Origin of the sequence: Dyadobacter sp. 3J3, from assembly GCF_009801115.1 — a bacterium.
Lineage (GTDB): Bacteria > Bacteroidota > Bacteroidia > Cytophagales > Spirosomataceae > Dyadobacter.
In genome coordinates, this window is the sequence record NZ_VTOL01000004.1 from 197,764 (window position 1) to 218,784 (window position 21,021).

The 21,021-nt window shown below is 39.9% G+C and carries 19 protein-coding genes; 12 read left to right on the forward strand and 7 right to left on the reverse strand.

Translation table 11 applies throughout. The annotated features are described in order from the left end of the window. Positions 1–369 precede the first annotated feature (369 nt). A complete protein-coding gene (locus FZF08_RS10390; protein WP_159468576.1) occupies positions 370–3,261 on the reverse strand; it encodes a gliding motility-associated C-terminal domain-containing protein in 2,892 nt (963 codons plus the stop codon). Positions 3,262–3,597: 336 nt separating this feature from the next. On the opposite strand from FZF08_RS10390, the gene FZF08_RS10395 reads away from it, so the two are divergent. From FZF08_RS10395 to FZF08_RS10405, 3 genes are all read left to right on the forward strand, one after another. Then, positions 3,598–4,269, forward strand: coding sequence for a succinate dehydrogenase cytochrome b subunit (locus FZF08_RS10395; RefSeq protein WP_159468577.1), 672 nt, complete (start codon positions 3,598–3,600; stop codon positions 4,267–4,269). 114 nt (positions 4,270–4,383) lie between these two features. Beyond that, positions 4,384–6,372, forward strand: a complete 1,989-nt coding sequence (locus tag FZF08_RS10400) for a fumarate reductase/succinate dehydrogenase flavoprotein subunit (RefSeq protein WP_159468578.1) — start codon at positions 4,384–4,386, stop codon at positions 6,370–6,372. A gap of 115 nt (positions 6,373–6,487) precedes the next feature. Further along, positions 6,488–7,240 (forward strand): succinate dehydrogenase/fumarate reductase iron-sulfur subunit, encoded by a 753-nt coding sequence (locus FZF08_RS10405; RefSeq protein WP_200837066.1) that lies wholly within the window; start codon positions 6,488–6,490, stop codon positions 7,238–7,240. A gap of 319 nt (positions 7,241–7,559) precedes the next feature. Here FZF08_RS10405 and FZF08_RS10410 read toward each other — a convergent pair whose 3' ends face one another. From FZF08_RS10410 to FZF08_RS10420, 3 genes are all read right to left on the reverse strand, one after another. After that, positions 7,560–8,180 (reverse strand): OmpH family outer membrane protein, encoded by a 621-nt coding sequence (locus tag FZF08_RS10410; RefSeq protein WP_159468580.1) that lies wholly within the window; start codon positions 8,178–8,180, stop codon positions 7,560–7,562. Positions 8,181–8,258: 78 nt separating this feature from the next. Beyond that, positions 8,259–8,801: a hypothetical protein gene (locus tag FZF08_RS10415; RefSeq protein WP_159468581.1), complete on the reverse strand. Its 543-nt coding sequence runs from the start codon at positions 8,799–8,801 to the stop codon at positions 8,259–8,261. Between the two features lie 17 nt (positions 8,802–8,818). Further along, entirely contained in the window at positions 8,819–9,553 is a 735-nt protein-coding gene (locus tag FZF08_RS10420) for a copper homeostasis protein CutC (protein ID WP_159468582.1), read from the reverse strand. A gap of 129 nt (positions 9,554–9,682) precedes the next feature. Between FZF08_RS10420 and FZF08_RS10425 the strand changes: the two genes are divergently transcribed. Next, entirely contained in the window at positions 9,683–10,138 is a 456-nt protein-coding gene (locus FZF08_RS10425; RefSeq protein WP_159468583.1) for a hypothetical protein, read from the forward strand. Positions 10,139–10,380: 242 nt separating this feature from the next. After that, entirely contained in the window at positions 10,381–10,602 is a 222-nt protein-coding gene (locus FZF08_RS10430; RefSeq protein ID WP_013927448.1) for a DUF2795 domain-containing protein, read from the forward strand. Positions 10,603–10,641: 39 nt separating this feature from the next. On the opposite strand, the gene FZF08_RS10435 is transcribed toward FZF08_RS10430, so the two are convergent. Then, the gene (locus tag FZF08_RS10435) at positions 10,642–12,144 is read right to left on the reverse strand and encodes a hypothetical protein (protein ID WP_159468584.1); all 1,503 of its coding nucleotides are present in this window, start codon (positions 12,142–12,144) and stop codon (positions 10,642–10,644) included. Between the two features lie 287 nt (positions 12,145–12,431). On the opposite strand from FZF08_RS10435, the gene FZF08_RS10440 reads away from it, so the two are divergent. Then, entirely contained in the window at positions 12,432–13,073 is a 642-nt protein-coding gene (locus FZF08_RS10440) for a helix-turn-helix domain-containing protein (RefSeq protein WP_159468585.1), read from the forward strand. A gap of 139 nt (positions 13,074–13,212) precedes the next feature. Here FZF08_RS10440 and FZF08_RS10445 read toward each other — a convergent pair whose 3' ends face one another. After that, on the reverse strand, positions 13,213–13,581 hold the full coding sequence (locus FZF08_RS10445; RefSeq protein ID WP_159468586.1) for a DUF3127 domain-containing protein: 369 nt from the start codon (positions 13,579–13,581) through the stop codon (positions 13,213–13,215). 83 nt (positions 13,582–13,664) lie between these two features. Continuing rightward, entirely contained in the window at positions 13,665–14,825 is a 1,161-nt protein-coding gene (locus FZF08_RS10450) for a cystathionine gamma-synthase (protein ID WP_255463533.1), read from the reverse strand. 110 nt (positions 14,826–14,935) lie between these two features. Here FZF08_RS10450 and FZF08_RS10455 point away from each other — a divergent pair, with 110 nt between their 5' ends. From FZF08_RS10455 to FZF08_RS10480, 6 genes are all read left to right on the forward strand, one after another. Then, positions 14,936–15,613, forward strand: a complete 678-nt coding sequence (locus FZF08_RS10455; protein WP_159468588.1) for a TVP38/TMEM64 family protein — start codon at positions 14,936–14,938, stop codon at positions 15,611–15,613. 133 nt (positions 15,614–15,746) lie between these two features. Further along, positions 15,747–17,339, forward strand: a complete 1,593-nt coding sequence (locus tag FZF08_RS10460; RefSeq protein WP_159468589.1) for a sodium:solute symporter — start codon at positions 15,747–15,749, stop codon at positions 17,337–17,339. A 102-nt stretch (positions 17,340–17,441) separates the two neighbouring features. Then, complete coding sequence (locus FZF08_RS10465; RefSeq protein WP_159468590.1) at positions 17,442–18,404, forward strand: dihydrodipicolinate synthase family protein; 963 nt, start codon at positions 17,442–17,444, stop codon at positions 18,402–18,404. A gap of 26 nt (positions 18,405–18,430) precedes the next feature. Continuing rightward, complete coding sequence (locus FZF08_RS10470) at positions 18,431–18,970, forward strand: RNA polymerase sigma factor (RefSeq protein WP_159468591.1); 540 nt, start codon at positions 18,431–18,433, stop codon at positions 18,968–18,970. A 132-nt stretch (positions 18,971–19,102) separates the two neighbouring features. Then, entirely contained in the window at positions 19,103–19,693 is a 591-nt protein-coding gene (locus FZF08_RS10475; protein ID WP_159468592.1) for an RNA polymerase sigma factor, read from the forward strand. A gap of 139 nt (positions 19,694–19,832) precedes the next feature. Then, complete coding sequence (locus tag FZF08_RS10480; RefSeq protein ID WP_159468593.1) at positions 19,833–20,921, forward strand: FecR family protein; 1,089 nt, start codon at positions 19,833–19,835, stop codon at positions 20,919–20,921. The last annotated feature ends 100 nt before the right edge of the window (positions 20,922–21,021 follow it).

Below are 21,021 nucleotides of genomic sequence, written 5' to 3' on the forward strand. Positions count from 1 at the left end.
ACTGATATGTTATCTTATTTTATAATTTTTAACTGGTCGGGATTATTCAAATGAATTAATGCTCCTAACATACACGTATTGAACGAAAATTTAATTAAAAATGTGTGTTTTATTCCCTAATACGCTAAATTATTGAACTCTTGTTGAAGTTCGCTATTCATTTTTTCTTTTTAGTGGCATGTAGAAGGATGAACACATTTTTACTGGTTTAATTTCACAACATCAATATCAGGTAAAATATTAAAAAGGAAAGGAAGTTTAACAAAACGCAGTAGCCCGGCTATTGACTAACCGGGCTACAAATAACGTACTAGAAGTTGAAAGAAAAAAAGTCTGTTTTTTTCTTGGGTTTAAAATGGTGTGATGTTATTATCTGAGCAGCTGTACCCAACCCTTGAATGTTGAAGGTTTTCCGCCGCGCTGTACGGATTCAAAATAAACGGTAACTTCATAATAATACTGACCAGCTGCCAGATCACTGCCGCCATTGGTTTTTCCGTTCCAGTTGATGTTGACATCTTTGGAATCATACACTTTGGCACCCCAGCGGTTGAAAACCTTAAATTCCAGCGACTGGACAAAACTCGGGCATTTCAGCGGCGTGAACAGATCGTTCTTTCCATCACCGTTTGGTGTGATCACGTTCGGCAGCGCAAAGATCGGGCAGTTGTCTTTGCAGACGGTATTACTCGACGCACTTTCTGTACCGTATTTGTTGACAGCAGTCACGTAATAACAACCTGTAAAAGAAGTCAGTCCCTCATGGGCAAAGGAAGTAGCTGCCGGAGCTGCAATTTCTTTCAAAAGGGTAGGCGTGTCACCTTCGTATCTTGTATAATAAAGTCTGTAAGCGATAATGGCCTGGTCACAATTTGCTGCGTTCGGATACGTCCATGACAAATTGTTTGTAAAGGAAGTCTGGTCACAGAACTCATCCGGGGTGATGGTGGCACAATCCAGCAGATCAATGCTCAGCACCGGCACACATGGTTTTGTGGTATCCGAAGCAGATATGCAGATAATCTGCGAGAAGTTATAAAGCGGATCGACCTTGATCTGGGTATTGTTGTAAGATCCTACTGTTTCCACTTTGTAACAATACACCACATCTTTGGCAATCGTCACATTAACAGTTCCATCCAGGGCATATTTATCTGTTCCGTCATCGGTGTAGGTATAGGAAGCTGCGCCGGTCACCGACACATCAGCAATCCTGTTGAAAGTACCCGGTTTGGATTTATCTTCCCGGTACACGCGGTGAATCTGGTTATCATTACTCCATGGGACATTAGCAGTCCAATTGACCCTGATGGCATTTGGATTAGCAGAACCTTGTAACAAACGCACACTGCTGGCCGGATCGGTTTCATCCAGTTTTACGAGCGCACCAGCATCGGTATAATAATATTCCAGTTTATAGCGGTAGGCATTGTCAACGGTATTCAGGTTTTTATCAACAAAAATCGTATCGGGTGCACCAGCAGCCAGATTTGTATTGATGGTGGCGATGTTGGTAAAATTAGTGCCTGCCAGTCCCGTTGCACGGAAAAGTCGGTACTGCGCCGGAACAGAAGCACCCGCAGAAAGCGTTGGTCTTGTCCATTTCACGGTAATAATTCCTCTTGCCGCACTTGTAGAATCAACGGTAACATTGGTAATAACCGGCATCAGAAGCGGCACTTCAATACAAACCTGTTCAGAAGTAAGACTTTCTCCGCCACCGATCAGATATCCCGGCTGAGTAATATCTGAATCCGGTCTTGGGAAAACAACCACGATGCGGTAACTATAAGAAATTCCTGATTTAAGACCTGCGCCTGCATTGTTGTCAGTATAAGTAACCTGGTCGGCATTGACCCTTGCGATTTCTTCGTACCCATACCCATCAAGTCCGGGATTACAAAGTACGATCGGAATTTCGCGACACCCCTCTCTTCTGTAAATAACGATTTTAGCTCCGGGCACCTGGCATTTATAACTATCCCAGGTCAATTTGAATGCTTTTCCGGCAGCATCGGTAACGGGTACTGCGGCCAAATTCTGTGGTTGCGGCCCGACAACCGTGATATGAAAAGTGGTGATATCCACGAGTTTCTGGAATAAAGTAGCATTTGGCGTGTTGGGCCCGGGCCCGTCTTCTACTTTGAAAAGTACTTCATAGGGTTCCAGCCTGATCTGGTTGCAGCCTGTTTGCCAGGTGAATTGTCCGGTTAATGTTCCTTGTGCACCTTGCTGGGGTACGGAGAAAGTAGCATAGGCGGGGCTTATCAAAGCGCTGGACTGGTACAAGCCACTCGTACTGGTCAGGGTAAGTTTATCGCCGTTTTTATCGGTTGCTTTTACAATCTGGTTAATGAGTGTTCCTGCTTCAACGCAGATATCGGGTATCAGATCAAGTTTTGGGCGGTCGTTTTTGGCATCGACTACAATAATCTGCATATCCCTGATAATGTCGCCAATTTTGACACCGTCACGCCATTCCTCTACGACGAAAGCCACATTGTAAAATCCTCTTGTGACAGGCGCATCCCAGATTAAATCGCCAGTTAAGGCATTCATGCTAAAAGTAGCAGGGCTTGCTCCGGTCTCTGTTCTTCCGGGAGCGGTAACCAGATTTGGATCTTTGTACCCAAGGTTAATACCAAGACCTGTTCCTGTTACATTTTGTTGTGGATTGTAAAGATGATAAGCAATACTATCTCCGTCCGCGTCAAATGCACCGGGGTTGTGAATGTAACGTTGTCCGACTGCTGCCAGATCAATAGGTGCGTTAAGTAAAATGGGGGTTTGGTTAACACCGACGAAAGCATTGATAAGAAGATTTGTATGAACAAAGAAATTTAAATCGTTTGTTGGTGCGGGACTAAGATTTAGGATACTATTATTACGCTTGTCGATCGCAACCGCTATCGTCCAGTCGCCTGTTGAGGGGAAGGTGTATCGGGTTGTATAGACATTTATTGTGGTATTGTTGCCAATTTCTCGAAGCAGAGCTCTATCCCTGTCCACCTTGCGGGGTAGAACTTGACCATTGCTGCCAGCCGGATAAAAATACATTGATACGTCATTCTGTCCATCCGCTGCGACTTTTCCGGTATTTATATCGAAATAACCGGTAAAAGTTACATCATAAGTATTCGTATTTCCAATACGTTTGGCAGTTATTTCACCAGCTCTTGCATGCGTAGCGTGTGCCTGATTAGACACAAAAAAACAAGAGATAAAAAGAATCAGGAGCTGAAATCGTAGATTATTTCGCATACAATTTAAAGACTTTTTCAGGATAGAGGTAAGCATATTATATCTTGACAAAATATAATGCTATGCGATGAACGAAAAATCGTATTAAAACTGTATCCGATCCACAGGATTAATGATACATAAATCGTAAGACTTTCAGGTTAAATACGCAAGCGATGTAAAAATGTAATTATGAGGATATAACAATTCACAGCAGAGGTACTTAATAATGATTATAAATTGTAAAGCACTACATAAAAATGATCCTCTTTTATTGTGTCGGAAACGTTTGTACCATACCTTTGAAATGTTCTAAATATACCTTATTTTTTTGTACTAAAACTATTCGTGTTTGCTATGTCTTGGTTTACACAGGCGTTAACAAGTTCCATCGGTAAGAAGCTGATCATGTCGCTTACCGGTTTATTTTTGATCAGTTTTCTGGTGATACATGCAACCATCAATGCAATGATTTTTTACAATGATGGGGGCGAAACTTTTTCTCATTGGGGGCACTTTATGGGAACAAATCCTATAATCCGTACTCTTGAAATCGGTTTGGTTTTAGGCTTTCTAATCCACATTGCTGACGGTCTCTGGCTGACAAAGAAAAATAATGATGCGAGACCAGTAAAATATGCTGTAACTAATGCCAACGCAAATAGCACCTGGTATTCACGCAGTATGGGTTTGTTGGGTACTTTAATTCTGATTTTCCTGGTTATCCACACCTCACATTTTTGGATTCCAAACCGTGCAAATCAATTTGCTACCGGAGAAGAGCTTCCCTTGTATCAGATGATGCTAAATATTTTCCAGAATATATGGGTCGTCGTGATTTATGTACTGGGTTGTTTTTCTCTTTTCTGGCATTTACTGCACGGATTTGAAAGCGCTTTCAAAACATTGGGATTGTATCACTTGAAATATAACGGCGCGATTCACTTCATCGGCGTCGCTTTTTCAATTGTAGTTCCTCTTCTTTTCGCGCTGATGCCTATCTCGATCTATCTTGGATGGGTTTATTAAATTCCGGCATTTGACTGTCAGTATCCGGGCTTTGATATTGACTAGAAAAAAGTTAAATGTTCTTTTTTAAATAGTTGAATCTAATTTTTCAGGTTAATTAACATTTCAAAATATATGGCAACTTCATCTCGTCTGGATGCCAGAATACCACAAGGCTCGCTGGAAGATAAGTGGGAAAAATACAAATCCTCAGTACCTCTTGTAAACCCATCCAACAAGCGTAATATTGAAGTAATTGTAGTTGGAACCGGCTTGGCTGGTGCTTCTGCTGCTGCCACGTTGGCAGAAATGGGATACAAAGTAAAAGCATTTTGTTTCCAGGATTCGCCTCGCCGTGCACATTCGATTGCTGCGCAGGGTGGGATCAATGCTGCAAAGAATTACCAAAATGACGGGGATTCGGTACACCGTCTTTTTTACGATACAATTAAAGGAGGAGATTACAGGTCACGCGAGGCCAATGTGCACCGTCTGGCCGAAGTTTCCGGAAATATTATTGACCAGTGCGTGGCACAGGGAGTTCCTTTTGCACGTGAATATGGCGGACTTCTTTCCAACCGTTCTTTCGGCGGGGTGCAGGTTCAGCGTACGTTTTATGCAGCAGGACAAACCGGTCAGCAACTTTTGTTAGGTGCTTATTCAGGTTTGCAGCGCCAGGTTGGAATGGGAACTATCACCATGTACAACCGTCACGAAATGCTTGACGTCGTGAAGATCGACGGAAAGTGCCGCGGTATTATTGCAAGAAACCTGATCACAGGTGAATTGGAAAGGCATTCGGCACATGCAGTTTTGCTTTGTACAGGTGGTTATGGAAACGTATTTTATCTGTCGACAAACGCTATGGGTAGCAATGTAACAGCTGCCTGGAAAGCGCATAAACGTGGGGCATTCTTTGCAAACCCATGTTTCACACAAATTCACCCAACTTGTATTCCGGTATCGGGTGAACATCAGTCGAAGCTGACTTTGATGTCAGAATCACTTCGTAATGATGGCCGTATCTGGGTTCCTAAAAAACAAAATGATACCCGTGCAGGAATTGCTATTCCTGAGGAAGAGAGAGATTATTATCTTGAACGCCGTTATCCTGCTTTTGGTAACCTCGTTCCACGTGATATTGCTTCCCGCGCTGCGAAAGAAAGATGTGATGCAGGCTATGGCGTAGGTTCTTCCAAATTGGCGGTATTCCTTGATTTCTCAGCAGCTTTCCACCGTTACGGACAAGGTGAAGCGAACAAAAATAATGTTACCAATGCCCCTGAAAGCCAGATTCTGGAATGGGGTAAAGCGGTTGTAAAGGAAAAGTATGGTAACCTTTTCGATATGTATAAGCAAATCACGGGTGAAGATCCTTATGAGGTGCCTATGCGTATTTATCCTGCTGTTCACTACACTATGGGTGGGCTTTGGGTTGATTATAATTTGATGACAACCGTTCCTGGTTTGTATTCCCTGGGTGAAGCTAATTTCTCAGATCACGGTGCCAACCGTTTGGGAGCTTCGGCATTGATGCAAGGTCTGGCCGATGGATATTTTGTTATTCCTATCACAGTTGGAGCATATCTTGCAGGTGAAATCAGAACTGGCCATATTTCAACGGATCACGAAGCATTCGTGAATACAGAAAAAGAAGTAAAGGAAAGAATTGAAAAATTAATTTCGATTCAGGGTAAGACTTCTCCTGAGTTATTCCATCGTCGCCTGGGTAAAATCATGTGGGACAAATGTGGAATGGCACGTAACGAAAAAGGATTAAAAGAAGCCATTGCTGAAATACGCGCGCTTCGCGAAGAATTCTGGAGTGATGTAAAAGTGATGGGCAAAATCGGTGATTTTAATCCAGAACTTGACAAAGCAAACCGCGTTGCAGACTTTATCGAGTTAGGTGAATTGATGTGTATCGATGCCTTGACTCGTAATGAATCTTGTGGTGGTCATTTCCGTGAAGAATACCAGACAGAAGAAGGTGAAGCACTTCGTGACGATGAGAATTTTATGTTCGTGTCAGCATGGGAGCACATTGCCAATGAAAAATGGGAGCTTCACAAAGAAGACCTTATTTACGATAACATTAAAATCGCTCAAAGAAGTTATAAATAGCTATCGGCTATCAGCTGTCGGCAATCAAATCCGATGCTTCTTGTGAGTTTTATAACTAAAATAAATTTCGTTAATAGTTAATCATTAACAGTTTAGAAAAATGAGTGCAGGCAATATGCGTCTTACGCTTAAAGTGTGGAGACAAAGCAATACAGATACACAAGGAGGATTTGAAAGTTACAATCTGGACGGCGTTTCTCCGGATATGTCTTTCCTTGAAATGTTCGATATTCTTAACGAACAACTAATTGAAGAGAGCAAAGAACCTGTGGCATTCGATCACGACTGTCGTGAAGGAATTTGCGGATCTTGTTCTATGTTTATCAATGGACAGCCACACGGACCTTTGAAAGGCGTAACAACATGCCAGTTGCATATGCGTACTTTTAAGGATGGTGATACCATTACAGTAGAGCCGTGGAGATCCGGAGCATTTCCGGTTATCAAGGATCTTGTTGTGGACCGTGATGGTTTCGACAGAATCATTTCAGCAGGTGGTTTCGTTTCTGTTAACACTGGAAATGCACAAGATGCAAACAATCTTCCAATTGCGAAAGAGGATGCAGATGATGCATTTAGTGCAGCGGCTTGTATCGGTTGTGGAGCTTGTGTGGCAGCATGTAAAAACGCTTCTGCGATGCTGTTTGTATCGGCGAAAATTTCACAGCTTGCTCTATTACCGCAAGGCCAGGCAGAACGTAGTATTCGCGCCGAGAAAATGGTTGCACAGATGGATGCAGAAGGTTTTGGTAACTGTACCAACACACATGCATGTTCAGCTGAGTGTCCCAAAGAGATCAGTTTCGAAAATATCGCACGTATGAACCGTGAATATCTGGGGGCGAAAGTTTCGTCAAAAGTAGTTTAGAGATACCAATTCGCAAGAATTGAAAATATAGTGAGAGGCGGTTTATGCAAATAAACTGCCTCTCATTTTTTGTAAACAATGCAATGTTATGTCATGCAGAAACAGATTTATTGCAACGATCTAAAGCACTTTTGGACAAAGTGCCGTAGGCAAGACCGACATTGTAGCCGTGGATTTTAATCCACCGCAACCGATATGGATATCCGTTAAAATTATAGAAATGCCATCGGCATGGCCGATATTTTGATAAAAAAGAAAAAAGGCGACCGATCAAAATCAGTCGCCTTTGTCTTAATTTTTAACCTTGACGGATTAAACGTTATTTCTTAGTAGAATCAGCCGCAGCTTTTCCAGCGTCAGAACCTTTGTATTCTTTATTCAAACCTTCAATTACTTTCTGAGTAACGTCAAGAGATTTGTCAGCGAACAAAATTCCACCACCCAAAGAATAACCTAATACATATTCGTATTTGTTATCCTTGTTATATTTTTCAATATAAGATCTGATTTGTTTGTAAAGCTCTTCATTTTTGCCAGCTTCTTCCTGTTGAAGTCCAGCCATAGCCTGATCGCGGTAAGCAACAAGATCCTGCTGTTTTTTACCCAATTGAGCTTCTGTCGAACGAGCCTGGTCAGGCGTCATTGTCTGCGCCTTTTGCTGAAAAAATGCAATTTCATTCTGCAACGACCTTCCTTTTGTATTCAACTCATTTTCTAACTGGAAATGTTTGTTTTCCAATGCTTTCTTGGTATCCTTAAAGAAATCGTAATTCGTCAAAAGTGAATCGACTTGCACATACACAGTACGACGACCTGCTACTACTCCATCCGATCCTGCTGCTACGGATTCAGATTTACCACCTGAAAAATGTAAGAAAAATAACACCGCTACGGCTATGCTAAGCACGATGTTCCAAATTAACGAAGTATTGTTATTCACGTTTTTAAGGTTTTGTTTTTTTAGAAAGAGCCGCAAAGATAATGATTTGTGTTTCAAGGCCTACAATTATGGCATTTTTTACTCTAGTTTAAAGATGGACGAGTGACCTTTTGAATATAAAATGAGTATTTTCTGACCAGGACGTAGATAACCATATTTTTTAGGGTCCAATCCCTGGCGTAAAACCCCTTCATCTGTATCATACTCAACAACCATAAATTCCTGAGTAAATGAAGTTTTTAAAGTGAAAGAAATTTTAGTAATTCCTAATACTGTTGCTGTTGCTTCAATTGTTTTGCGGTTTAAATAATAGCCTTTGATCTTTTCATTTAGACCAAAAGCAAGGTGTTGTGAAATTGAATAATACAAAGTTAAAATTGCTATAAAAATAAGAACTCCTATTATTTTGAAATACGACTTTCCCGGTATAAACAGGAGTTTGACAATTCCATTATCTTCATACCTTTTTAATGTAGGAAAAAATATAAATAGAAAACCAACGGTCGTAATATTGAGAGACCACCATTTCACAGCACTCCAAAATTCAAGATTATGTATAAAAACAGCTACAAGAAGAAAAGCGACTAATAACAGGGCAATTCCAAGCAAAATCTTTTTCACATATTTAATACTAAAAGTTATTGACTTGCCACCACACTCACAATTGCTTCAACTAAACCCAAATCACTATACATCACCGATCTTTCATCCGGACTTTCACCAGCCATGGAAATGTCAGATGGGAAATATTTTTGGCGCCCGGGACGGAAAGATTTGGCTGTTAAGTGTAGAGAGTGTACCCCGGCTTCTTTAAGTTCAGCAGCATTGCCATGGTTCACACCACCACCGGCCATAATTTCTATTGAGCTTCCGGCAGCTTTGGCCAGTTGTTCCAGGACCTTTATTCCTTCCAGTGCATTAGGTTTTTGGCCCGAGGTTAGAATTCTTTCAGCACCTGTTTCAATAACAGCTTTTAAAGCTTTAACAGGATCTGGCGTAAGATCAAATGCACGGTGGAAAGTTACTTTCATCGGGGCGGCATAATCTACAAGTGCTTTGGTACGTGCTATATCAACTTGCCCGTCCGGAAGAAGTATACCCAAAACAACGCCATCCGCTCCCAGTTTTTTGGCCATTGCGATATCCCGTTTCATGATTTCTTCTTCAAAAAAATCATAAACAAAATCACCGCCACGCGGACGGATCATGACATAAATAGGAATCTGGATATGTTCACGAACCATTTCTATAAGGCCGGCGCTTGGCGTGGTTCCACCTTCGCCTAATCCACCGCAAAGCTCAATGCGCCCTGCGCCACCTACCTGGGCATTCATACAGGACTCCAGGGAGTATGCGCAAACTTCAATTGTCATAATATTATTTATTAAATATTCGAAATACGATTAAATTTTTTTCTTGTCTAATTATTTAACCGTTTAAAAAATATTGAATTAAGGACTTTAAAATATTGAATAATATTGAATTTAATTAATCAAATAATAATGAAAAAGATATTCACAAATTTCAGACAGCCCTTAAATAGAAATTGGGAAAATTTAAATAGAACCTATCTAGATTTTCAAGACCTGGAACATTTTTCTGAGGTGATGTCCATTTTGGCTGCTTTTAAAATCGTGTCTGTTGTCAGCGAATATAATCCTATCGTTTTTTTAGCAGTACCATTTGTATTCCTGGTAAGTAAAAAGTTAAGGGATAAGATATCGTCAAACACAAAACTTTCTAGATTTTTAGAGCCACTCATGGTATCATGGATGTTCGCATCAATGATATTCGTATCTGTATTTTCGTTTTCAAAGTTACTTGGATTAGATTCAATATTTCAGAGCATTCTTAGTTTCCTGACTCTTTACATATTTATTTCAGTTGTCATTTATCAAAAAAGGGGTTTAAATCCCATATTTTTTGGTAAGAAAGAGATGAACAAAATCCACGGTTAAAAACCAAAATGTTGTGGAATGATTCTTTACTGATTCAAAATTAAGTGTAGAAGTATTTAATTATTGCCTGAAATTTATTCCAATTTTATGATTTTCAATCTTTTAGCATATTGACACAAAATATTAAAAATAAAAAACAATTATTTTAGATTTTTTTTGTTTAAAATTATTAAAAGATGCAATTTTTTTTACTTTTGCAATCCTTAAAAAATTAAGTAACTATTTAATAGGCGACAAAAATTATGTACTGGACTCTCGAACTCGCATCATATCTGGAGGATGCTCCTTGGCCAGCTACCAAAGACGAGCTGATTGACTTCGCAATTAGAACAGGCGCTCCGTTAGAAGTAGTTGAAAACCTACAAGAATTGGAAGATGATGGTCAGCCTTATGAAAGCATTGAGGAAATTTGGCCGGATTATCCGACCAAAGATGACTTCTTCTTTAATGAAGACGAATATTAATGAAGAGCGGCGCCTGATGGCGCCGTTTTTTGTTTGATTTTATTGAGAATTTCGTTTCAATAAATATTTTTCAAAAATACTTCCTTTTTTGAGTGAATATTGTTGCACAACTTCTTTTCCATTGGCATAACCCTTTTCAAGGAAATCGTAATAATTGTCTCCAAATTCTGAAATTACGGGATTCTCTATGGAATTGACCGATCCCATATTCAGCGTAAATAGTCGCTCATAATAGAATTTTACAAAACTTAGCGAGTTGACCGCCAGAAATAATGCGGCCACTATCAGTCCATAATTTTTTCTTTTGTCCAGGACTCCGGTTACAAATGCATAGGCAATACTCGTTGCCAATACGATTTGGGCTGCAATGGAGGCCCGTGTGTTCAAATCGTTGAAATGGCCTACTTGTACCAAACCTAATAATGCGAAAGTAAGAAAGGATACCCATAAAAGATCCCTATCGAATTTCATAAGACTTTTTCTGAAAAAAATAAACCAGATTCCGAAAAATCCGAAAAGATATAACAAGTAATATACCGGCCAAATCGGACTCCCGGTTTGCCATATAAATAAATTGCTTTCCATAGATGTTGCATCAGAGCTGAGGAGGAATGCTATCACCGGATAAAATGCCAATAACAATAAAACACCAAATAGGGCGGCATTTAAAATAAACCGAAACTGAGCCTGCTGGAAGCCTCTGTAGACAAAATACAAACCAAACAGTGACAGACCAATTGCCGTAAAAGGTGTCCAAAAGAAAGAGCTAAAAATGAAAACTGCAAACGGATAGAAATATTTGACATTGGTAATAGCTGCCATGAAAAAGCAGGTACCAATAATGGCAGGCAAAGTATGCTGAGGAGCCTCCGACAGGCTTTTTGAAAAAATGGGAAGCTGATTCAGTACAAATTTTCCATTAATAAGGATGGAGTTATTTTGAAAGTTGACAGCTCCTGCCAATAATTTACTTAAAGCTGGCAAAAGTACGCTGACATAAGATCCCAAAATGATAAGCAAACTGATTAGTATGCGCTGACGGTTTTTCAAATCTTTAAACCGGATCTGAATCCAGGAAAAACTTAACAGAAGTCCAAACCAGGTCCAGATAAAAGCAAAACCTTTTATAAAATGAACCGAGGTGATTTTACCAAGTAAAGACGGAATAATATAGTATCCCAGATAATAGCACATATAAACGTCACGATCCTGATCATACAACGGCAAGGATTGTGTTGCTAATAAATTAAATTTGAAATTATGTGCCTGATAATCATAGCTTTGGTAGTCAAATCCGCCAAATTCAGAAAAATACGAAAGTAATAATGATATAAAAAATGAAGAAATAAGTATCGGTTTCAGCGAAAATGTCAACGGGTCAGGATTAAGCTTTTTATCACGCGTTTTATAGATTGAGAAAAGCATTACTACCGTTAACGCAAACATTGAAATAATAGAATAACTACTATCCACCCAAAAGAATAAAAATAAGTAGGTCGGTAGTGTAATGTATAGTAAGGTTACAATAGTAAGGTTTCTCATGCAGTTGGCCTATTCCTATCAAAGGTTAAGATTTAGATAAAATGTTCGGCAATGCCGAAAAAATTCTATGCCAAATTAAATCTTTTTTTTGAGCCTTTATGAACCTCGATGGTACGATTGTTTATTTGAATCAACTAGTTATAAGAATGATCATAAAATGTGCAAAGATTCATTGATAATATTTTTTTAATATCATGAAAGGAATGTAAATTGGTAACGTTGTTATGAAAAGCAAATACCAGAAAGCCCAATTATTTTCATAGTTAAGTATCTATCCAGACCAATTGATGGAACTACGATTGCTTAAAGAGTTGGTCAGAAGAGGTGAGGGTGATCATGTGGAATTCAAATTGAAATCCAATCATCCGGAAAAAATTGTCCGCGAGCTTGTTGCCTTCGCTAATTCGGGGGGTGGAAAACTCTTCGTCGGTGTTGGGGACGACCGGACTATCAAAGGATTAAAAGACTCGTTTGAAGACGAATACACCCTCGTAAAAGCTATTGACACCTATTGTTTCCCCAAACTTGATTATCGTTTAGAAAGAATTCCTGTCGATACGGAACGTGAAGTTCTGGTTTTGACCATTCCACGAAGTCTTGATAAGCCGCATTATGTTGTGGATTCCGCCGGGATGAAAAAGGCATACGTTCGCGTGGCGGATAAATCCATTCAGGCTAGCAGGGAAATGCGTGAAATTATGCGTCGTGGCCGTTTTAAACGGGATGTACGATTTCAGTACGGTGATAAGGAAGAAAAGCTGATGAAACTTCTGGATGAAAAACAGACCGTAACGGTTGAATTATTTGCGGCAGCGGCTGGGATTCCAAGAAAAATGGCTTCTAATACGCTGGTGATGCTCGTTCTTGCCAATGTTTTGGAAGTTCATCCGCACGAAGTGTTTGATCATTTTACGGTAGCGATGGCATAATCAGCCCAATGAATTAATAAAAAGCAGTCCGCCGACGCGTTGAAAGAATGATGACAATAACCTCAGTAATGAGGACGATAGAATACCATTGACTCATTGACGAATTCTCTCATCGCGACGGTGGACTGCTAATATATTTTTAGAATGGCAAATCGTCAGATTCGTCTTCTGTAAAAGTTGTTACCGGAGGAAAAGTACTATTGTTGCTACCACCGCTAAAAGATGCTCCGCCGCCGCCTGCGCTTCCGGCTTTGTCAACTTTCCATGCTTTTATTTCTGTATACCAGCGATTGTTATATTCGCGGCTTTCAACGTCGATAGATGCTGTTACAGCGTCATTTATCTGTAAACCAGCCTGATCGATTTTGTCACCCCACAATGAAATGCATACTTTTTTTGGATACTGCGAAGGGATTTCAAGAATAAATTCCTGCTTCCGCCATGTTCCATTTTTACCCTGACCAGACACTTCAGGGAGTAAAGCGATGACAGTTCCTGTTAATTCCATGAATAACTTGTTTGTTGTTTTGCTATAATGTAGAGATCAAAAGTAATGGTTTTGCCTTTGGAATGCAAAATAGAATTGAAAACTTAACCAATTGCCTGCGCCAGATCTTCTATTAAATCCTCAACATCTTCTATTCCCACACTAAGGCGGATGAGTGTGTCTTTTAATCCCGTTTTTTCCCGTTCTTCCTTTGGAATGCTAGCATGTGTCATACTCGCGGGATGCGTGCAAAGAGATTCCACACCGCCCAATGATTCGCCCAAAGAAAATACTTCCAGACTTTCCATCACACGAATAGCTTGCTCATAATTGTCTCCTTTTAGTTCAAAGGAAACAATTCCGCCATATCCACGCATTTGTCGTGTTGCCAAAAGGTGCCCTTCGTGTGAAGGAAGTCCCGGATAATATACTTTTCCAACTTTCGGGTGATCTTCGAGCCACATAGAAACTACTTTCGCATTTTCACAATGCCGCTGCATCCTTATATGTAACGTTTTTATTCCTCGTAAAACCAGAAAGCAATCCTGAGGCCCTGGAACCGCGCCACTTGCATTCTGGATAAAAGCCAGCTGTTTTGCCAGCTCGTCATCATTGACAATAAGCGCGCCCATAACCGTATCGGAATGTCCGCCAAGATATTTGGTCACCGAATGCATGACAATATCCGCTCCCTGATCCAACGGATTTTGCAGATATGGTGAAGCAAAGGTATTATCCACCACGCTCAGGATTCCTTTTTGTTTACAAACATGGGTTACCGCTTCAATGTCAATAATCTTCAACAAAGGATTCGTTGGCGTTTCAACCCAGATCATTTTCGTTTTTTCCGAAATTACTTTTTCGATTTCCTTGATATCACGCATATCAACAAAATGAAAAACCAAACCGAACGGCTCGTAGATTTTTTTCATAATCCGGTACGTGCCTCCATAAATATCATTCGTGGCGATAATTTCATCACCGGGGCGGAATAATTTCAAAACGGCATCCGTTGCAGCCAGGCCCGACGCATAGCAAATTCCATGTTTACCATTTTCCAAAGCTGCCAGTGCATTTTGCAAAGCGGTACGCGTAGGATTGTGCGTGCGGGAATATTCATACCCTTTATGTTTTCCCGGACTTTCCTGAACATAAGTTGAAGTCTGGTAAATCGGTGTCATAATCGCACCTGTTGTTGGGTCAGGTTCAACACCTGCATGTATAGCTTTGGTCGCGAATTTCATAGAAAAATAGTTAGCGTCAATCTTCGAATTTGTAGTAAAAGACCAAAGATAACCTTCCGGAAAAACCTTTTAGAGAAAGAAGTGGTTAATTTGATAACTGAAATTATTGTATTGACTAAAAATATCTTCTTTTGGCGAATCCATTAGTAAAAAAACTTCCTTTACCTCTTGTCGTAAGCGTTTTACTCACTGTTGTTCCATTAGTCACGACGTCTCTGCTGACAGCCTCCGCTGTGGCACATGAAGAATTATTGCGAAGCTGGTCTTACGGAACCTGGATGCTGGTAACGATTGGATTAACTCTTACCTCAGCGATTGCGCTCACACCGCCAACATTCCTCGCACTGGTTTTTGGTTATTTTTTAGGATGGTACGCAATTCCGTTTTTGTTTTTACTAAATCTCGGAGCCATTGCGCTTCTTTATATACTGGCAGATTTTTTCAATGCAGAATCCATCCGGATCTATCTGGTGCAGATTTATCCTGAAATTGAATCGCTCATTCGAAAATTTAAGGCCAACCAGTTCCGGCTGATTTTCTTTGCAAAACTTTCTCCTGTTCTACCATTTACGATTACTAATTTATTTTTTAACGTAGTCGGTGCAAAGTTACCTCAGGTACTTGCAGGCGGGACGCTGGGAATGATTCCGCGAACAGTTCTGGCGGTTTGGGCGGGAAGGGAAGCGCAGGAAATCCGTTATTTGCTGGAACATCCAAATGAAGGATTGGGGACAAAAATTCTGCTGCTTTCGCTGATCATTATTTCAACCGTCGGGATTGGATATCTGTTTAAGGATAAGAAGGATTGATATCTTGACAGGCTTTTCTATATTAAATTATTTTGTATGATAAGATCGTATAATAAAAGGATATAAAACCACATAAATACATGAATGTAATCCTGTTTATTTGCAATTAAGTTATACTTCTTAATAAAGTAGAATGAAATCCTTACCCGTTATAGATCTGATTATCGTTATAAGCTATCTGGTTGGGATGGTGGCCGTAGGTATTTATTTTTCCCGCAAAAACACAACCGCAGATCAGTTTACCAAAGCTTCCGGAAAAATCCCTGGCTGGGCCATTGGTATTTCCATTTATGCCACCTTTCTCAGCAGTAACACCTTCCTAGGAGTTCCGGGTAAAGCCTTTGGGAGCAATTGGAATTCTTTTGTTTTTAGTTTATCAATGCCGCTGGCAGCCTGGGTGGCTACCAAGTTTTTTATACCGTTTTATAGAAATACCGGAACCGTCTCCGCATATACACATTTGGAAGAACGTTTCGGTCCTTGGGCCAGAACCTATGCAGTTGCCTGTTTTTTACTGACTCAGCTTGCAAGAATGGGTTCAATCTTTTTTGGAATTGCACTTAGTTTACAGGCATTAACAGGTTATCCAATGGCTACGATTATGATCGTAGTTGGGATTTGTATTGTATTGTATACCGTAATGGGTGGAATGGAAGCAGTAATCTGGACGGAAGTTGTGCAGGGCGTTGTAAAAACAGTTGGAGCAATTGTCATTCTATATCTGGTAGTATCCGGAATGGAGGGCGGCGTTTCAAAAATTATTGATATAGGAAAAGTAGACGATAAATTCAGTTTAGGAAGTTTTGCCCCTGATTTCACTCAGTCATCGTTTTGGGTCGTTCTGTTGTATGGTTTTTTTATGAATCTTAACAATTTCGGTATGGATCAGAATTATGTGCAGCGCTATCATACCACAACGTCAATTAAAGAAGCGGCGGGTTCTATCTGGTTATGCGTTTATTTGTATCTGCCGGTCTCGCTGATGTTCTTCGTTCTTGGATCTTGTTTGTTCGCTTATTACCAAAGCAATCCCGATCTGCTTCATGCGGTTCAAATGCAGGTGGCAGTTGAACGTTTGCCGAACGGTACGCCGGAAGCACTTCAAAAACTTGCATCGACATTAAGTGCCGCAGATATTGGTGATAAAGTGATGCCACATTTCATGGTCAACAAAGTGCCTGTGGGACTTTTGGGACTTATTATTGCAGCTATTATGTCTGCGGCCATGAGTACGATCAGTTCAGGTATGAATGCTTCTGCTACGGTTTTCATGGTTGATATTTATCAGCGTTATATCAAACCGGAAATGACTTCGAAACAATCGATGACATTGCTGTACATTGCAACCACAGGTTTTGGTCTTCTCGGAATGGTTACTGGTATCGCGATGATTGGTGTAAAAAGCGTACTAGACGTCTGGTGGCTGCTTTCTGGAATCTTTGCCGGTGGTATGCTGGGATTATTTCTTTTGGGAATTATTTCAAGAAACACAAAAAATGCCGAAGCGCTTACGGCTACGCTAATTGGTATTGTGGTCATCGTCTGGATGACATTTTCAAAACAACTGCCGGATGAATACGCTTATTTACGAAACCCGCTTCATCAGAATATGGTGATGGTTGTGGGTACGCTGACTATTTTTCTTGGAGGTTTACTTTTGACAAGATTGAAAGGAAAACCAATAGAAATTGAAAAAGAAGCATTGGCAGATCACACGAGTATATAATAGCAAATACAAAAGTCGGAATTATATCCTGACCTGAACATACGATCCGGTAAAGAGGGACCGGTAAAGTTACCCTGACACTAATAGATTTTTAAAATTGGTATGACCGCAAAAACTACATCTTTGCCGCAAGGATTTATTCCTGTAATGTTAACTCCGTTTCTTAAAACCGGAGCAGTTGATTATGAAGGACTGAAAACACTGACTGAATTTTACCTGAATGCTGGCTCCGCAGGGCTTTTTGCAACCTGTCTTTCGAGCGAAATGTATGAATTGAGCGAACAGGAAAGGATTGATGTTACAAAAACGGTTGTTGATCAGGTCGCAGGCAGAGTCCCGGTTGTGGCAACAGGAACTTTCGGCGGACCAATTGATGAACAGGCTGAATTTGTTAAACGTATATATGCTACCGGAGTTGAAGCGGTGATCGTAATTTCCGGGCTTATAGCTGATGAAAATGAATCAGATGAGATATTTCTGAAAAATGCAAAAGAACTGATCAGTTTGACGGATAATATTCCGTTAGGTTTTTACGAATGTCCGGTTCCCTATAAGAGATTGATTCCGAGTACGATACTTAAAGAACTGGTTGAAACAGGAAGAGTAATTTATCACAAAGACACCTGTCTGGATGATGAAGAAGTAAAACGCAGAATTAATGTTGCAGAAGGATACCAGTTTGGGCTTTATGATGCCTACATGGTGAATGCGGTATCATCTTTGAAAGCAGGTGCGGCGGGACTTTCCTGCATACAGGGAAATATTTATCCTGAATTGATCGTGTGGATCTGTAAATATTTCAATGATCCTGAACGTGAGGAAGATGTAAAAAAAGTACAGCAGTTTTTTCTTGATTCGATGGAACTTGTGCATTTGGCTTATCCGACAATCGCGAAATACAGTCTGCAAAAACGTGGATTTCCGATCTCAACTTACACGAGGAGAGAAGTTGAAGAACTTACAGAAGAACTGAAAACTGAAATGGATCAATTGCTTATAGTGATTGAAAAACTTCAAAATGAATTGGGCATTACAAGCAATTTTACCGAATATCTTGTGAAATAATACGGACCAAAAAATTCCTGAATCCTATGAACTTTCCTAATGAACAAATCCTTTACCGCGTAACACAGGGAGATGAAGCGGCTTTTTCAATGCTTTATACGCATTTTCGTTCTCCGGCGCTGAAATTTTGTACAACTTTACTCAAAGATGAGGAAGAGGCTGAAAACGTTACTCAGGATGTATTTGCCAAAATTTGGGACCGCCGAATTCAAATAAAACCGGAGCATAGTTTTCAGGCCTATTTGTTTGTCAGCTTGCGAAACCAGATTTTTGATCAGTTCAAAAAATTTGAAAAAGACCAGCAATTACGCCAGCAATATGTAGACAGAATGACTATTTTGCATGACGAAGATGGCGAAGATAAGGAGGCCAGAATCAAATTTCTTATGGGAGCCGTTGAGTTACTTTCTGAGAGAAGAAAGCAAATTTTGAAGCTTAATATAGAAGAAGGAAAATCCTATAAGGAGATTGCAAGTTTTATGAACATCTCTACCAATACAGTTAAGAACCAGTTAATCAAGGCAAAAGAAATTTTGCGCCGCCAATCCCGTTTGGCCATTTCATAATTAACAATTATATAATGTCAATAACGCCTGTTAACCTCATTTTTAGAGGTTAATTTACATCGGGTGACATGATTTAGATAATTTTATTTGATATGGTTATTTAAATATAAATTATAATAATTATATTTAACTGTGGATAATTCGGGCTCAGATATGCTTTTGTGGAATACCTTCCGAGAAGGTAACCGGGATGCATTTGCCAGAATCTACAATATTTATATCAATGATTTGTTGTCTTATGGCTACCGGATCACGTCCAACCGCCAGCTTATAAAAGATAGTATACAGGATTTGTTTCTTCATTTGTGGCTGCACCGGGAAAATATTTCGGAAACAGATTCTATAAAATATTATCTCTTCCGTTCGCTCCGCAACCGCATTATCAAAAACATTGAAAAACAGGATACTCAGCCTCAAACGGCAGAAAGTATTCTTGAAAATATCATTGGGGACTTTTCTGTTGAACAGGTGCTTATGGCCAAGGAAACGGAGTCCGAACAAATTATCCGCTTGCAGAAAGCGATCGGGAAACTTTCAAAAAGACAGCAGGAAGTTATTCAGCTTCGCTATCATGATGATTTCAGTTTGGAAGAAATCGAAAATCTGATGAAGCTCAATAATCAGTCGGTGAGAAATCTCCTGCATAGAGCCATCAGCCAGCTGCGTATTACAATTGAGATGGCCGGCTGGTCCTTTCCTTTTATTCTTTCCTTCTTGTATTAATTCTTTTTTGAATCTATTTTCCTCGTTTGCAGCGAAAGAATTCACTTATTTTTTGGTTTCAATTTTTTTGAAAATTTTTTTTCAAAAAATGAGTACAAATCTTTATTCTTCTGATTTAGGGGTTAGATAAGCAAATGATATGTTTAAAAAATTCGCCGGATATTCTGTTGAGGATTTTGTAAAGGAAGAGAAATTCATCAATTGGGTGAAGTTTTCTGACCCGGAGGAAGATTTGTTTTGGAATGAATTTTTGAGAATGTATCCTGTCCAGCATGATATTCTTGATCAGGCCAGGGAGATTGTTTTGCAGCTTTCAATAGCATCACAAATGTCTTTTGATGAGGAAGATGTCAATGATATTTGGCAGAAAATAGAATCTTCCATGCCGGATGAGCCAATACATGGCAGACCTATATTTCATATAGGCTGGAGAAAATGGCTGGCGGCTGCTTCCGTAATTTTGGTCGCTGGCTTGCTTTGGCTGAATTATCAACCTGCAAAAATAAAAGCAGGAACCTATTCGAAACTGGTTGAAAAAGCAGAAATTCCTTTGAAGGAAGTTGTCAACACAACTTCTGGACCGGTTAATATAACGCTGCCCGATCAAAGTATAGTAACACTGGAAAAGAATAGCAGAATTAGCTATATAAATAATTTTGAGGGTAAAGAAAGAAAGGTTTTTTTGTCGGGAGAAGCTTTCTTTAATGTGACAAAAAATCCAGCTAAACCCTTCATCGTGTATGCTAATGAGTTGGTTACAAAAGTTTTAGGGACAAGTTTTCGTATCAATGCATTTGAAGAAAATAAAGAGGTAATAGTCTCGGTCAGGACGGGAAGAGTATTTGTTTTTGCCAATCAGGATTTTGGAAAAATTGATTCGAAAAATAAAGAAGTAGTACTGATTCCAAACCAGAAAGCAGTTTTTTCCAGAAAAGACGAAACGTTAAACCGTTCCCTGATTGACAAGCCTGTGATTATTGTTTCCCGGGAAGAATTGTTGGAACGCACCTTTGCCAACGCGCCGCTGCCTGATATTTTTGAGGCGCTGGAAAAGGTTTACGGAGTGAAACTTGTATTTGACAAAGAGCTTTTTGCGAATTGCCGGCTAACAACTTCCCTGGGTAGCGAAACCTTGTTTGAGCGACTGGATATTATATGTGAAGCTGTTGAAGCGAATTATAGGATAGTTGGTACCGACGTCATTATTGATGGTAAAAAATGCAACTGATTAATCTTAACCCACAAAACTATATAACCCGCCCGAGTATGAATAAATAATTTTTTTACTTGAAAAAAGTTCAGCAACATGCTGTTGTTCGGGCTCATGA

Excerpts from the sequence above, each read along its gene's own strand:
- FZF08_RS10390 (WP_159468576.1), bottom strand. The coding sequence starts at position 3,261 with ATGCGAAATAATCTACGATTTCAGCTCCTGATTCTTTTTATCTCTTGT.
- FZF08_RS10395 (WP_159468577.1), top strand. The coding sequence starts at position 3,598 with ATGTCTTGGTTTACACAGGCGTTAACAAGTTCCATCGGTAAGAAGCTG.
- FZF08_RS10400 (WP_159468578.1), top strand. The coding sequence starts at position 4,384 with ATGGCAACTTCATCTCGTCTGGATGCCAGAATACCACAAGGCTCGCTG.
- FZF08_RS10405 (WP_200837066.1), top strand. The coding sequence starts at position 6,488 with ATGCGTCTTACGCTTAAAGTGTGGAGACAAAGCAATACAGATACACAA.
- FZF08_RS10420 (WP_159468582.1), bottom strand. The coding sequence starts at position 9,553 with ATGACAATTGAAGTTTGCGCATACTCCCTGGAGTCCTGTATGAATGCC.
- FZF08_RS10425 (WP_159468583.1), top strand. The coding sequence starts at position 9,683 with ATGAAAAAGATATTCACAAATTTCAGACAGCCCTTAAATAGAAATTGG.
- FZF08_RS10430 (WP_013927448.1), top strand. The coding sequence starts at position 10,381 with ATGTACTGGACTCTCGAACTCGCATCATATCTGGAGGATGCTCCTTGG.
- FZF08_RS10435 (WP_159468584.1), bottom strand. The coding sequence starts at position 12,144 with ATGAGAAACCTTACTATTGTAACCTTACTATACATTACACTACCGACC.
- FZF08_RS10440 (WP_159468585.1), top strand. The coding sequence starts at position 12,432 with ATGGAACTACGATTGCTTAAAGAGTTGGTCAGAAGAGGTGAGGGTGAT.
- FZF08_RS10445 (WP_159468586.1), bottom strand. The coding sequence starts at position 13,581 with ATGGAATTAACAGGAACTGTCATCGCTTTACTCCCTGAAGTGTCTGGT.
- FZF08_RS10460 (WP_159468589.1), top strand. The coding sequence starts at position 15,747 with ATGAAATCCTTACCCGTTATAGATCTGATTATCGTTATAAGCTATCTG.
- FZF08_RS10465 (WP_159468590.1), top strand. The coding sequence starts at position 17,442 with ATGACCGCAAAAACTACATCTTTGCCGCAAGGATTTATTCCTGTAATG.
- FZF08_RS10470 (WP_159468591.1), top strand. The coding sequence starts at position 18,431 with ATGAACTTTCCTAATGAACAAATCCTTTACCGCGTAACACAGGGAGAT.
- FZF08_RS10480 (WP_159468593.1), top strand. The coding sequence starts at position 19,833 with ATGTTTAAAAAATTCGCCGGATATTCTGTTGAGGATTTTGTAAAGGAA.